Source organism: Anaerophaga thermohalophila str. Valhall, from assembly GCF_000250735.1.
GTDB classification, from domain to species: Bacteria; Bacteroidota; Bacteroidia; order Bacteroidales; family Marinilabiliaceae; genus Anaerophaga; species Anaerophaga thermohalophila_A.
Map to the genome: position 1 here is coordinate 32,372 of NZ_AHZV01000331.1, position 14,755 is coordinate 47,126.

Here is a 14,755-nt window from a genome sequence, read left to right on the forward strand (position 1 = left end):
CAACATAAATTCACCATAACCGTCATTAATACACTCTTTTGTGGCCCCTGTTTCATCTCAGCTGTCATTTCTGCCAAAATGAAGATAGTACCAATATGTATCTCCAAACAAATCTTTCATTCTTTCGGGTCTTTTGTTCCCACCTTTTCTAAATTCACTAATATACATATTAAACTTTTCCTCTACATTTTTGCTGATATTTACAACATCCAGTAAAGGAACATCATCAGAAGTTAAAGTCTGAATATAAGCTTTTGCCTCCTGAAAAATAAGCGGGGTTTCTTCATATTTAAACAAGGAATAAATTGACAAAAAATTAATAAAGCTGTCAAAATTCTTATTTAACAAATAATGCATCATTAAATACTCATATGCCATTCTGTTGTGTTTGTTTGCGCGCAATAAATACAAAAGTGCCACTTCGAAGTGCTTTTCATTATAGTAGAAGTCTTCGTCCGGTAAACGAGAACGTATTTCATTTAATTCCTGAGATAAAAATTCTGTTTTACTTTCGTTTCCTCTAATTTGTGATAAATGTCTTTTTGACCAGGTTGAATAAAACATGGTTTCACTTAACAATCCGAGATACTTTTGGGCTAATTTATCATTTCCGGAAATCAGAAACGTCTCAGAGATTCGTTTCACAGCTCTTACCGGCAACTTTGCATCAACAGTAGATTCAAGTGTTTCCATAGCCATCATCCTGGCAAAATTGTTTAATCCAAGGTAATAGTATGGTTCACTTGCCATGAATGGTGTCATCCCTTTCCTTTCATAAGGAATTACAAAAACCGGCTGGAGACCTTGAATCTTAAAAAAATCTGTTGTTAATCGTCCCTCTTTTGCAAGAGAAAGATTTACAGCCACAGAGGCTTCTTTGCTATCTGGAACACCTTGCTTCCTGGCATGTATGGCAATTTCATTCCATTTTTTATTAAAAACAAGATTATCTAACTTGCGTATTCTCTCCTCGTTGGTATTATTAAGACAATAGAAAATTCCCCCAAACAGAATAATCATAAACAAGCTTAAAAAATAAACCATCCTTTGGGGAAAAGATATATTAGCCGACTCAAAAAAAGCTGCAATGAAAATAAGAAGAGGAACAGACAGCAGTGCAAGGATTAATTCAACGGGAAGAAAAACAGGGATTCTGTAAAAGGCTTCTGAAACAAAACTCTGCAAAACATTTTCATAGAACAAAATATTTCGTAGCAAGGCAGGAAGCAAAAAAGACAATACTATGTATGAGACGCCAAAAAACAGCTTTCCACGGAATGATGAACGGCTGTCGGCTGAAACTATTTCGAGTAAAAATACAGAAAAGCTAAAAGTAAAAACAGCACCTCCCGCAAACCAATAAGTGAATACAACCAGTAATAATCCAAGTATAAACTTTCTCCAACCTCTTTTCTCTCTGATGTAAATATCGATTCCTATTATACTCAATAAAAAGGCAACTAATCCGGAAAAATAAAAAAATCTATCTAATAACAATAATGCATAGCCCGCAGCGGGGAGCAAGGAAAAGAAGATGGCTGTATTTTTGTTAGTTACAAATGAAAAGATTCTGAACAAAAAGATAATAATTATCGTAACAAAAAACACCGTAACAAAGAGTGCCCCTATGTGAAGCTTAAAAAATTGAAGAAAAAACTCCCCGGCAAAAATGGATAATCCTCCAGGGACAATTAGCTTTTCTAAAAAATTGTTATCCTGAAATAATTGTAATTGTTCTCGATAAACAAGTTGCTCAATATGAAAAATTCCAAATAACAGCCCGGTTGTAATAATAAACAGACCGGCCACAACAAATATTTGAACCTTATAAAAATAAACACCCATCTTCGTCATTCTATACTGAATTCAGTTAGGTCTTATTATTTTCTCCAACTGTTTGTCTTTTTTAAAGTATAAATCACCGGTTTCAGAAAGCACTTTGTTTTTAAATTCAGCCGGAAAAGAATGAAAATAAATTTTAAATAAAAACAATCCGATGCCGTTATGAAGATTACTGTCGATAGTGCACATTACTTCATCAATAAACAAGTCCTTTGTTTCATTAATATAACTTTCAATACTATCTTTCTCCGAGTCAGATAAACACGCGGTTTTTATTTGTCGATATAATGACCATTGAATAGAATCATACATTTCTTTTTTCTGCTTCCATGCTTGAATACAATTATTTAAAGGCGTGCCCTTTCCTTTGCTTCTTTGAGCAAGTTCAACTTCAATAGTACCTTCCTCGGGTATTACAACTAAGTCCTGAACTATATCCGGATATTTCGGAGGTATTCTGATAATCTTAGCCGTTTGCGAATCGGAATGTATCTCAAATTGAAACCTGCCGTCTTTTACTTCTATTGAATCAACATTTTTGGTAACCGGAGCATCAGAAGAAACCAGATATACCTTTTCTCCCTCAAATGCTGCATTATGTACTTTCCCTTTTATTACAAAGAGCTTTTCCCTATTACATGCAAAAACAAGCATAATAATAATAATCCTTATTGTAATCTTCAATTTGTACATACTGTATATTTTGCATCGGCTCAAAAAAAGTGAAAGAGGATGCAAAATAACACCCTCTTTCATTGAAATGCTGTTTATTTATCTCACCTCAAACTTGGCTTAAATAAAAAAAAGCTAAGAAAAGATTCATCTCTAATCTTCTTTAGGTGCAAACATATAAAACCAAGCTTCTCCCCAGGCACCGACACCAGGCTGGCTTGCTGCCAGATGTAATTCAGTGTCAGTAATCTTCAAAATATGATACGTATAGAAGGGAGAATTATTGTTGTTAATATCCCATCCAAAAGGAACTGTAACATTCTTTGTAGTGAGCGTCCCAACACTCCAATCCGGCACATTTTCAGTCATATTCAGATCGAAAGAACCGGTAACAGCTCCTGGTTCAGGCAAACTTTCAGCAACACGCCTCAAATTACGACCACCGTTAAGATCAAAAGTCATGTAATCATTAAGTACACCCTGCTCTTCAAGGCCACTTGCATCCAGCACCCACCAGCAAGGAGCAAAGCATCCGGCGTATCCACCATTCCCCGCAGCTCCAGGTAAACTCAAATCCCAGGCCCAGGACTTACCTTCAGCCATATTGGTCAACATCTCCCATTCAGGTTCTTGAAACGCCTCAGGGTCTGAATCATTCACGGTTATTTCATATTCATCGAACACGATACCTCCATCAGTGGTTGCAGTAATTTTAATAGTGTAGGTTCCAGGTACCAACATCCTGACGGTTGCTTTTTGCTTTGTGGTAACGCCCCATGCATAATCCCAGGAAAACAATACATCCGGAGTATTATTTTCGAGCGTAACGAGATAATCGTTTTCCGGATCCTGGGTTATGGAATAATCAAACTCAGAGGCAGGAACTTTCCTTCCTAATTCATCTCTGTCTTCTATTGGATCGCATGCAACAGCAAGTACAAAAAATCCAATAAAACTATATAAAATTGCCTTTTTCATATCTCAAAATTTTTCTGTTCAAATAACAATTAACACCATTTTTCTTAGTAAACCGGTGCATCGGGTCCCCAGCCAGGGTTCTGTTCTAAAACACCATCAGACAAACTTATTTCCCTCTGTGGAATTTGTATAAATCCTCTTGTTTCAACTCGGAAATTCATACTTTTTTCTGTCTGAACACCATTATTTATAATCGAAACACCATCCTGACTTTCGATTACCTCTTTCACTTCCTGAAGATTACTTTGTCCGGCCCATCTTAAAACGTCATGGTAACGCACGCCCTCAAAGGCTAATTCATAGCGTCTTTCTTTCTTCAGTGCTTCAAGAGAATAGGACCCTATCGGCTCTAAATCTACACGATCTCTAACTTCATTAATACCCTCTACAGTTTCTGTCAGTTCTGAGTGCATCAATAAAACATCAGCATAACGAATCAAAACTATATCCTGCATGTTATCCAGCTGGAAATCCTTTTCAGCACCATAAAGAGTTACACTATAATTTGCCCATTCTCCATCATTATGCAAGTTAACCGGACGATATTTCATTTGCCACAAACCGGTTTCATCCATTTGCTTATCATGAAAATCTTCACCATAACCATAGTTATCCACGCCATGAATAGCAATTTCACCATCATCCTTCACATTCAGTATTGAAGCTCTCTTTCTCAAATCATCATTGGGCCATTCATCCCAAAGTTTGGTATTGACGGTTCCCATTCCCCATCCTTCACCAAATACGCCTTTGTAACTATAGCTGCGCCAGCCGTTGAGCAAGTTCATTTGGTTACTGTAATAAATACTTGTTCCCCAATCGGCGAAAGTAGAAAATTTCAACATAAACATATTTTCTATGTTTTCTCCTGCCTCGCCATACCAATCCAAATTATTATCCTCAGCATATTTAAACGGTTCGTCAGAATTTTCTGAGGTAGCCAATGCATAAGGCCATAGATTTCGAAAGTCGGGCATCAACTCGTAACCACTATTGTCAATCACATCTTCAAGCCAGGTAACAACCTGATTTTTAGATACAGAACCAGCTTCCTCTCCTGCAAGAGGTAGTTCTGGCTGTTCATAAAACCCAGTATAAAACAAAAATACTCGAGCCATTAATGCTTCTGCAATCCATTTATTCGCGCGGCCCAACTCACCTCTTGTTGTTGAGGGAAAAGTTTCAATGGCTTTTTTGAGGTCTGATGCAATCTGAGCATAAACCTCTTTCGGATCGGCCTGCGGTTCATTAACCGGAGCTGATTCCAAAACAAGCGGAATATTCTCAAACATCCTTACCAGCTCAAAATAAAACAAACCTCTCAAAAAATAAGCCTCACCTATAATCTGATTTTTGGATTCCTCAGAGGAATATGTAGCCTTATCAAGGTTTTCAATTAACATATTCATTCTAAAAATACCCTGATAATACTTTTTCCACATACCTTCAAACATGCTTGGCCCGGACACTTTAAATTCATCCATGGCTCTGACAGCAGGGTCATTATCGCCCATTCCTCCCAGACGGTCATCACTCAAAATTTCGGCTATTACAAACGGGTAGTTAAAAAGAATCCAATCTTGAGGACAATCAACCAATACAAAATATCCGGCTGTTAAAGCCTGCTTCATATCTTGTTCACTCTCATAAAAGGTTGTATTGGTTTTCTGAGTCAAAGGTTCCGTATCAAGAAAACTATCGGAACAGCTATGTAGCAAAACACCTAAAACTGCTACTGATATATAAATTAATTTTCTCATGATCTTCATTGTTTTAGAATTTAACACTAACACCAACTAAAACAGTACGAGGAGACGGGTAATATCCGATATCTATACCCTTGGCCCAGGGATAATCATCATTCGTACTTGTTCCGATTTCCGGATCCATTCCAAAATAATTAGTGAAAGTATATACATTTTGCCCTGTTACAAATAATCGGGCCTGCTCAAATGGCAAATTCGGAGCAATGCGGGTAAAATCATATCCAAAAGTAATATTGCTTATCCGGAAGTAATCTGCATCCTCAATGAAGATATCAGATACATACTGCCAGTTTGGATGAGCCCCGTATGTTAACCTTGGATATTTATTTGAAGAGCCCTCTCCATGCCATCTGTCAAAAATATCTGTTGTAAAATTGTTTGTCGGAGAATCATTCCATCGCCTGTAACTGCGTGCAATTTGATGTCCAAAAGCACCATTCCCGACAACGCTGAGATCAAAGCCTTTGTAAGCAAAATTCATATTAAGACCTACAATATAATCCGGGTTTGGATCTCCAATCATCTTCTTATCTTCATCACTAATGGTTCCATCATCATTTGTATCGGCAAAAATTAAATCTCCGGGAACGGCATTGGGCTGAATAATGTCTCCTTCTGAATTGGTATAATTCTGAATTTCTTCTTCATTCTGGAAAACGCCAAGAGTTTCATATCCACGGAAATAGCCAATCGGATATCCTTCCTGTGCTCTAAATACTTCATTTGTACCTTGCCCAAGAATGTTACCAGGCCCATAAATTATCCCTTCAGAATTGGCAATTCTTGTAACTTCATTTTGGTTATAGGCAAAATTCAATCCTATATCATAGCTAAAATCACTTATTCTGTCGGTCCAGTTTAAGGCTAATTCTACCCCTTTATTCTCAACATCACCACCATTAATAAAAGGAGCTCCGGTTCCGAAGGAAGCGAGATTATCGGCTCTTACCAACCAGTCCTTAGTTGTCTTCGTGTACCAGTCAAATGTTACGCCCAGTCGACTTCTTAACAATCTTAAATCAACTCCAATATTAAGCTGTTCCGAAGTTTCCCAGGTTATATCCGGGTTTGGTAAAATACTTGGGTACCCTCCAATTGAAACATTTGTTTTGTCTGGTCCAAAGAAATAAATGACATTCTCATAAGAAATCGTTGATAAGTACTGGAACGCGTCAATGGACTGGTTACCATTCTGGCCCCAACTAGCCCTTAACTTCATAAAGTCTAAAGTTCCATCAAGTCCTCCCATAAAAGGTTCTTCGGTTAAGACCCATCCTACAGAAACAGAAGGAAAGTATCCCCATCGATTTTCCTCAGGAAAATTAGAAGAACCATCGGCACGCATTATTAATGTGAGCATATACCTTTCAAGATAGTCATAAGAAACACGTCCAAAATAAGACAATATGCCTCCTTCTCCCCACGGTGAACTTGACATACTTGTAGTTCCGTCATCATTAATGACTGGAGTATTTTTTAACCAGGCATATTTAAATCCTGAAAGGAGAGCATCAATATTTGTTCCTTCTATATGCTCGCCAAGCCCCCACTTCTCAGCAGACATCCCTGCTAAGACGTTGAATGAGTGCTGTACGTTGATATCAAAATCATAATTCACCGTATTTTCCCAGGTCCAACTATAACCGGCGTCCAAATTATGAGATACCTGATCATGCTCTCTAAAAACTGTAGCACTAAGGGAATAAGTGGGTGTATAACTACGGTATGAACCGGCATTCATATTATATCCAAATTGACTCCGGTATTTAAGTCCTTTAATAGGTTGTACCTCTAAATAAACACTCCCGTTCAAATTGTAGCTCTTGGACTCATTCTGACCACGCTGATAGATCATTGAAGCGATGGGATTGGCTTCCTGGGGATTCCATGGAATTGCATCATGATACTCCCCATTTTCATCGTACATTGGCAAAAACGGACTTGCAACAGTACAACTAAAAACATCATTTAAGTATTGATTTCCGGTTCCAATACCACTTCGCTTTGAATAGGAATAACGCAATGTTTCACCAACTTTCAAAACATCAAAACTGTCAGACGCATCTCTGAGCAGAGCATAATCACTATTCAATCTAAATGAGTAACGTTCGTATTGAGAATTAACAGGACCACCAAAAATACCTTCCTGGTCAGTGTATGAAAGTCCTAAAGAGTATGTGGAATTTTCACCACCACCAAAAATATTAAGCGCATGATTCTGAATTGGAGCATCTTCGACTGTCAGATGCTCTAACCAGTCGGTTCCTTTCCATTCTCCACTTTCAATCCTTTCCCAATCGGGGACAAGTGATGCAAAGTCTAACAATGGCTGCTGACTGTTGACGCGTGCTTCATTAAGAAGTACGGCATATTCCTGGGCAGTGGCAACAGGTAACTTTTTATACAAATTTTGAACTCCATACGAGCCATCATAAGTTATAGTTGCCTTTTTGGCACCTTTTGACAAACCTCTTGATCCGGTTTTGGTAGTAACCAGGATAACACCATTTGCCGCCCTTGATCCATAAATAGCAGCTGACGCTGCATCCTTAAGTACATCAATGGACTCGATATCTGCAGGAGAAAGATAATCAAGGTTTCCACCAGGAACACCGTCTATTACAACCAAGGGTTCAGAATCACCGGTAGTACCCATACCTCGAATGTTTACTTTAAATCCACTTCCGGGTTCACCTGTCTCCTTAATAATGCTCACCCCGGGTGTTAATCCTTGCATTGCAGTCATAGGTGAGACTGTGCTTTGCTTGACAATCTGATCCGATTTAACCTGAACTGTTGCTCCTGTGTTTAGCTTTTTTTGTTGAACACCATACCCAATCACAACAACCTCATCAAGGTCAGTGAAAGTCTCTTGCATAACAACATTAATCTCTCTTTGGTCACCAACTACGATCTCCTGGGTTTCCATTCCAACGAATGAAAATACCAAAACAGATTCTTCACCAGTAACTTCGATGTTGTAATTACCATCTACATCAGTAATGACTCCGTTTTGCGTTCCTTGCTCCAAGACAGTAACTCCTGGAACGGGTTCGCCTTGTGTGTCTGTCACACTACCATTCACCTGCACCTGCGCAAATGAGGCAATGCTAAAACACAAGCCAATTAATAGAAATAGCACTCTTTTTTTCATAGCCATAGAGTTAAAATTTAAATTTACAAAGTAATTATCTTTTAAACATTTTTTAATTTTCAAATATATAAAAAAGATAAGAAACCAAAAAGGCTTCTAATTTATTTTGAGTATAAAGAACACTTTCTATTCATTTATTTCTGATTTATCCTAATGCTCAACTTCTCTAATTAGTGTATTTTTAACTCTTTCATTGATTTTCAAAGATATTTCCAATAGGAAAATCAACCTAATACTATTTTTGCTTTTTTTTATATAATTCAGTATTTTTTTCTTTTTTTTGCAGCTATCTTAACTTTCAAAGTTTTTAATCCCTAAAAGGCAGATAAAAAATTTTCATTATTTATATGGTATCTTATCATTAATCTACAATTTAAAAATGAAAAAATAATGTGTCAAATGAGGTCGAACCCAAATAACCAAACAGTTTAAAGATTCAGGAGATTGATTTTCGCTACATCTAATTCTCTTTATATATTGTACGATCTTATCATTTTAGCTAATTTTGTTTTTATTTGATCAAAATTCTCAAAAGCAGACAAAATTGTTCGGGGGGACTATTATATTTCAATGCAGTATTTCATTCAGTCCTTTAAACCTGAAGATTATAAGTTAAACGATAGACATATTCCATCATACCGATAACTTAAACCAATTATAAATTCATGAAAAACCAAATACACCGCGAGATAACACCCCTTCAGGAAGATGATTGTTTTCTGGTCTTTGATCGTCAACGGAACCTCTTTAACTTCCCGATTCATTTCCATCCGGAATATGAAATCAATTTTATTTCCAATGCAAAAGGAGCAAGAAGGGTGGTGGGCGACCATATAGGAGAGATTGATGACATGGAGTTGGTCATGGTAGGTCCTAATCTATATCATGGATGGGAAAACTACAGGAATACGGGAGAAGAGCTTCTTCACGAAATTACTTTACAGTTTCCCCGTGACTTGTTCCAGCAACATCTGCTACAGAAGAATATTTTAAAACCGCTGAAAGATTTGCTTCACAATGCAAACCGCGGGATACTCTTTTCACGGCATACTACACTTATGGCGGCTGAAAGGCTGAGAAACATCAGTAAAAAGAGAGGATTTGATTCGTATCTGGAATTTCAATCGTTGCTGTATGATCTGGCTATTTCAAGAGAACAACGATTATTGACCAATATTTCGTTTCAAAACCAGGATGATTTTTATAATAGTGACAAGATCGAAAAAATATACAATTTCGTAAGAGAAAACTATAACAAAAGAATTATGCTTGAAGATGCCGCGAAGTTGCTGAACATGTCGGTCGTTTCATTTAGCAGGATGATCAAGCAGAGGACCGGAAAATCGTTTGTTGACTTTGTCAATGAAATCCGTCTTGGTTATGCAACGCGCATGTTAATTGAAAGCAACAGGAGTATATCGGAAATATGCTACGAATGCGGCTTTAACAATATTTCAAATTTTAACCGTACGTTTAAAAAGAAACAGAATTGTACCCCCACCGAATTCAGAACCAACTTTAACGGGATTAAGAATGTATTTTGACAAAAAAAAGAGTAGAAAAACATTCTACTCAAACATTAAAAACTGCACTAAAATGCGGATTACCTACAATACAAACAGTAGGATGACAGTAAACAGTAACACGACCTGAGCCGCCAGAAAACGTTCCGGCAGATCAACAGAAATTCTCTTAATACTCATAGCCAAAAAGATTTTGAATTCAACCTAAAACTTTATATTTAGACGAAAATTTTAGAAAATGGTTGCTTTAATACGTAAAAAACGCCGGATCGTTTTCTGAACCCCGGCGTTTTTTTTCTGAAACCCTGATCTCGTTTTCTAAAGCGACTTTTTTCGAAATAAAAATCAAAATCCCTGTTCTCCTGTCTGAAATTGTTTCTGAAGCGAGAGGACTGCCCTTGCACAGCCCTCGCTCCCATTAGGGAATGAGAAAACAAGACTATAAACTTTTGTTGAACGGCAAATAAAACCAAAAGCTTTATACATTTTACCCTGAGCTTTATTACTCACCATCAGCTTATCCCCATCATAAAGTTCCATCAGTACTTTCTCGGAGTTTCTGCTTCCGTCCACCACATTAAATTTATACTGGCTACGGCTGTTCAGGATAACAGAGTATTTTACGGTACCTGTTTTCCCGTCGTTGTTTTCCTTCTTAAGATCAACAATGAAATCTTTGATATACTGTCCGCTTCCCATTTCATTAAGAGCCTATTTTAACAGGGCGTCATGATCACATTGTCCGTAAAGTCCTGCCAAACCCAGTGCAAACATGAAAAGGAAGGAAAAAAATATTTTTTTCATCTTTCTAAATTTTATTTTCAAAGGCCACTAAAATCCTCCTTATTTTCATCTTAAATGAAACTTGTTAATGGCCGGTTTCTTTAATCCTGTTTGTCTAAAACACCAAAACAATGTAATCACCCTATTAGCTAACTATATAGGAACGTATATCCTTAATTTTTTCAATTATTGTGCCAAGGTCTTCGGGTGAAACTTCGACGTGACTTATCTCATCCTGGACAATAACAAGCATTCCGTCTTGTTCAATTGTTTTTGGCTCACCGACTTCCCTGGTTATCTTCACGTTTTTATATAGTTTCTTCAAATCTTCGATATAGCTGATCAGCTCTTTGAAATTGTTGTTTTGTTCATAATTTTTCAGGATTATATAGAGTATATCAACAATTTCCTTTTGCTCTCCAAGCCGCGAAATCAACTCTTCATCATTGGTCTTTTCAATGACATCACTTGCAATATAAAGTCCTTCAACCCATGCTCCGGTAATAATTAAGGCGCTTACGTTACTCCGGTTCTGATTCCGTAAATAGGAATCCATCTGGTTAAAGCTGGTAACCGATATTTGCATCAGCGAGTCCAAATTAGAGGAATTGGTTGCCATACGCTTCAGGCCTTCAAAATCAAAGAATTGCCCGACTCTGATACCATCGGCCAGGCTTTTGACAGCGAGCAAATAAGATACGACAATATTACTCTTATCGTACGAATTGATGTAACCCAGGTCGGCACTGTAAACGCCTAAATTCAATGCCCGCTTAAAGCTGGTGCTGTAATTTGAAATATTCTCAGGGTTGTTCAGGATTTGTTGTGAAAAGTCGACGCCGGTCGATTTAATCAAATTGGCCATTTCTACCGGAGATGAAATGTTCTGAATAACATCTCCGATAATCTCTTCGGAAAGCTTCAGCGGAGCGTCACCTTTTAAAGAATCGGGCAACATTAACTCATCTTCCTGAGCTTTTTCTTTTTTATCTGAACCTCCTGCACATGAAAAAAACATATTGGCAGAAATAATTATAACCAATGCAATTATTAATTTCCTGATCATAGCATATTGTTTTTTGATTTTAATTTATGAGTCCGGTCTAAAAAGCATTTTTGTTGCCAAACTCGTTGTGTTTTAAATTTTTAAATCCTCATTAACAACTGAGTTAACTCCGGCACGAAAATTTAAAACGCCTTGATTTTAACAAAAATATGCATTTTATACCACACTTATTTATCTAAATTATTGGCCTGATAATCTGCCCCGGTTTATCCGGGAATTCGTTCCAAATAACCGGAACTTCGTTTCGTTCTTTTTATACTGTTATGATTTAAAAAAGGTTACTTATCTTTTCTTTTAATCCATTTCATATTGCCCGCAAAATTAAGTCCTTTTTTGAGCAGATCAAAATACAGGACAATGTAGAGCCCTATCGTCAACACCCATACCATAGCTATATTAAACCACAATGTTTCAAAATAATGGCCGGCAAAATGTTTCGACGGGGCGAAGAAATGTGTTCTGAAATCGAAAAAATGCGATGGTTCAGGCTTTTGATAAATAGGATCAACCATTTGTATGAGGTGATCATCTTCTCGAAGTATCTTATTTTTATCAAATACTTTTCTAACGATATCATTGATGCTCTCATTAAAATAATTGTCACGGATTCTTTCAAATTTTTCAAGATCGGCCTCAATATTTGCCGATAGAAACTGCTCTTTAATGGTATTGGCTTTGTAGAACTCATTCTGATAATATTCCAAAAGCCGGTCGAGATAATCATTAATTTCGTTGGCCAGTTGTGTTGAAAAACCCTGGGGCATAATTTTGTCAAGCTTATCGAAATTTACCGAAGGAACCCGTTTCAACTCCTTAGATACTTCATTATAGATAAGCCGGACATTACTTTCGTATTGTTCACGGGAAATATTCTCTTCGCCATTAACATAACGTTCTGTTTCGGCTATTATATCTCTCAACTCGGGAATATAATAAACCTGTTTAAAGTCTGCCACACTTTCGCGCATCTCCACCTCAAATATATTTTTCTTGAAATTATTGTGTTTATACTGATGCACCATTAATCCTTCATAAATCCAACGTGATGGCATAAATTCGGCAATGGCCGGGACCACATCGGGACTTGTAAAATCTTTATTGAGTTTATCAAATGTAAACATGGCACCACCGAGCACCATCTGTGGAATCATCAGCAAGGGGATAAGTATATAAATAGTAACAATCGAGTTGAATGATGCCGAAATGATAAGTCCGAGTATATTGGCAAAAGCAGAGATAGAAACCAAGGCAATCCAAAACTCAAAATACATATCTTTTATGCCCAGTACAGCATTGGCAACAAAAACAAACAATACCATCTGAATGGCTGAAATCGTAAACAGGATAAGTATTTTAGACATCAGATAACTGGATCGGCTCAGGTTAAGAAATGCCTCCCGTTTCAATATCTTAGCATCCTTAAATATCTCCTCAGCACTGATGATCAGTCCGAAAAACAACGCAACAACAACGCCCATGAAAATATAAGGCGGTATGTTTTCATTCTCCCGGAAGATATAGTTATTAGAGGCAGGATCGGCAATGTATCTTACCAGATAGGAGAGGATAAACCCCAGCAAAGGCGCTTCCAGAAGGTTCAGCAGAATATATTGTGTATTGCTGATCTTGGAGAAGAAATCGCGCAAAGTATATATCCTGAACTGGTTCAACCACGATGGAATGTTCAGAGTCCGGGGAGGTGTGTCATGAACAGTCTCAACCTCCGGTATCTGGATGTTTTTTTTGAACAGTTGATGCCACTCTTCGGGCGAAATTTTTCGTTGATCGGTGTAATTACCATATTCATCGATTACATTCGAATCGATAATATTGAAAATCAACTCCGGATTGAGGTTGCCACAAGTGGGACACTCGCCGACATCACTGTTTATTTGAGCATCAAGGCGTTTGAAATAAATGAGCGATTCACTCGGATTACCGTAATACACGGGGTATCCACCGGTATCGAGAATGTACATTTTGTCGAACATCTTGAAAATATCCGATGACGGCTGGTGGATGACCACGAAAATAAGTTTCCCCTTCAACGAGAGTTCGCGAAGAAGATTCATAACGTTTTCCGAATCGCGGGACGACAGCCCGGATGTAGGTTCATCAACAAACAATATGGCGGGTTCGCGAATCAGCTCGAGGGCAATATTGAGCCTTTTGCGTTGTCCTCCGCTGATCATTTTATTTAACGGCGATCCCACTTTGAGATGTCTGCGATCATAGAGGCCCAGACTTTTCAGCGTTTCATCGACAAGATGCTTTATTTCCTCTTCATCCTTATCCTTGAAACACAGCTTGGCATTATAATAGAGGTTTTCGTAAACGGTCAGTTCCTCAATCAATAAGTCATCCTGGGGAATAACACCAATAACCCCTTCAAGCTCCTCTGTATCGCGATGCAAATCATACCCGTTGATCAGCACCTGTCCTTTTGTGGGCGCCTCTATTCCTGACAAAACATTGAGCAAAGTTGTTTTTCCGGCACCGCTGGCCCCCATAATTCCGATGAGCTTTCCCTGCTCTTCGGCCATCTGAATATCCCGGACACCAATATCACCGGTTTTGAACCGGAATTCTACATCTTTAACTTCATACGTAATGCGCGGGACATTAGTATCGGTCATGAAATGACCTACAACATCGGTAAAATAGATGGGTTTACCCTTGGGAACCCGGATGAAGCTTCCGTTGGGGAAAAGATAAATTCTTCTTGTGTTGATGACCAGCCCGTTAAGAAAAATCTCCTGGTTACCTGTATATCTCATAAAATAGAGATCAGCGCTTTTGACCCTGAGAATGATAATAGCGCCATGCAACCCGGGGGTATGAATAAATCTCGCGTTCTGAAATCCGGGGTCATCATCCCTGGCCATCAACAAGTCGGCAAAATCCAGATTTGCCGGTTCATTCCGGATGACAAAATTCTCAATATTACTGATTTCGTTCCGGGGCAGCTTAA

The 14,755-nt window shown here is 37.9% G+C and carries 9 protein-coding genes; 1 reads left to right on the forward strand and 8 read right to left on the reverse strand.

What is annotated here, in order from left to right:
* Positions 1 to 57: 57 nt before the first annotated feature.
* The 5 genes from OQ5_RS0117015 to OQ5_RS0117035 form a co-directional block, all read right to left on the reverse strand.
* Positions 58 to 1,854, reverse strand: coding sequence for a DUF6057 family protein (locus tag OQ5_RS0117015; RefSeq protein WP_016778635.1), 1,797 nt, complete (start codon positions 1,852 to 1,854; stop codon positions 58 to 60).
* 12 nt (positions 1,855 to 1,866) lie between these two features.
* Positions 1,867 to 2,535, reverse strand: coding sequence for a DUF4369 domain-containing protein (locus OQ5_RS0117020; RefSeq protein ID WP_100221951.1), 669 nt, complete (start codon positions 2,533 to 2,535; stop codon positions 1,867 to 1,869).
* A gap of 132 nt (positions 2,536 to 2,667) precedes the next feature.
* Positions 2,668 to 3,492, reverse strand: a complete 825-nt coding sequence (locus OQ5_RS0117025) for a hypothetical protein (protein ID WP_016778637.1) — start codon at positions 3,490 to 3,492, stop codon at positions 2,668 to 2,670.
* Positions 3,493 to 3,536: 44 nt separating this feature from the next.
* Positions 3,537 to 5,252, reverse strand: coding sequence for a RagB/SusD family nutrient uptake outer membrane protein (locus OQ5_RS0117030; RefSeq protein ID WP_016778638.1), 1,716 nt, complete (start codon positions 5,250 to 5,252; stop codon positions 3,537 to 3,539).
* 13 nt (positions 5,253 to 5,265) lie between these two features.
* Entirely contained in the window at positions 5,266 to 8,418 is a 3,153-nt protein-coding gene (locus OQ5_RS0117035; RefSeq protein ID WP_016778639.1) for a SusC/RagA family TonB-linked outer membrane protein, read from the reverse strand.
* 659 nt (positions 8,419 to 9,077) lie between these two features.
* Between OQ5_RS0117035 and OQ5_RS0117040 the strand changes: the two genes are divergently transcribed.
* Positions 9,078 to 9,956 (forward strand): helix-turn-helix domain-containing protein, encoded by an 879-nt coding sequence (locus tag OQ5_RS0117040; RefSeq protein WP_010419997.1) that lies wholly within the window; start codon positions 9,078 to 9,080, stop codon positions 9,954 to 9,956.
* A 324-nt stretch (positions 9,957 to 10,280) separates the two neighbouring features.
* Here the strand turns inward: OQ5_RS0117040 and OQ5_RS21465 are convergent, their stop codons facing one another.
* From OQ5_RS21465 to OQ5_RS21470, 3 genes are all read right to left on the reverse strand, one after another.
* A complete protein-coding gene (locus OQ5_RS21465) occupies positions 10,281 to 10,634 on the reverse strand; it encodes a hypothetical protein (RefSeq protein ID WP_016778641.1) in 354 nt (117 codons plus the stop codon).
* 229 nt (positions 10,635 to 10,863) lie between these two features.
* Positions 10,864 to 11,784 carry a hypothetical protein gene (locus OQ5_RS0117055; RefSeq protein WP_016778643.1) on the reverse strand — a complete coding sequence of 307 codons (921 nt, stop codon included), beginning with the start codon at positions 11,782 to 11,784 and terminating at the stop codon, positions 10,864 to 10,866.
* 278 nt (positions 11,785 to 12,062) lie between these two features.
* Positions 12,063 to 14,755, reverse strand: a 2,693-nt coding sequence (locus tag OQ5_RS21470; protein ID WP_016778644.1) for an ATP-binding cassette domain-containing protein, incomplete at its 5' end; no start/stop codon positions are given.

Coding starts and splice junctions, on each gene's coding strand:
- OQ5_RS0117055 (WP_016778643.1), bottom strand. CDS start 11,784: ATGATCAGGAAATTAATAATTGCATTGGTTATAATTATTTCTGCCAAT.
- OQ5_RS0117020 (WP_100221951.1), bottom strand. CDS start 2,535: ATGTACAAATTGAAGATTACAATAAGGATTATTATTATTATGCTTGTT.
- OQ5_RS21465 (WP_016778641.1), bottom strand. CDS start 10,634: ATGGGAAGCGGACAGTATATCAAAGATTTCATTGTTGATCTTAAGAAG.
- OQ5_RS0117015 (WP_016778635.1), bottom strand. CDS start 1,854: ATGACGAAGATGGGTGTTTATTTTTATAAGGTTCAAATATTTGTTGTG.
- OQ5_RS0117025 (WP_016778637.1), bottom strand. CDS start 3,492: ATGAAAAAGGCAATTTTATATAGTTTTATTGGATTTTTTGTACTTGCT.
- OQ5_RS0117035 (WP_016778639.1), bottom strand. CDS start 8,418: ATGGCTATGAAAAAAAGAGTGCTATTTCTATTAATTGGCTTGTGTTTT.
- OQ5_RS0117030 (WP_016778638.1), bottom strand. CDS start 5,252: ATGAGAAAATTAATTTATATATCAGTAGCAGTTTTAGGTGTTTTGCTA.
- OQ5_RS0117040 (WP_010419997.1), top strand. CDS start 9,078: ATGAAAAACCAAATACACCGCGAGATAACACCCCTTCAGGAAGATGAT.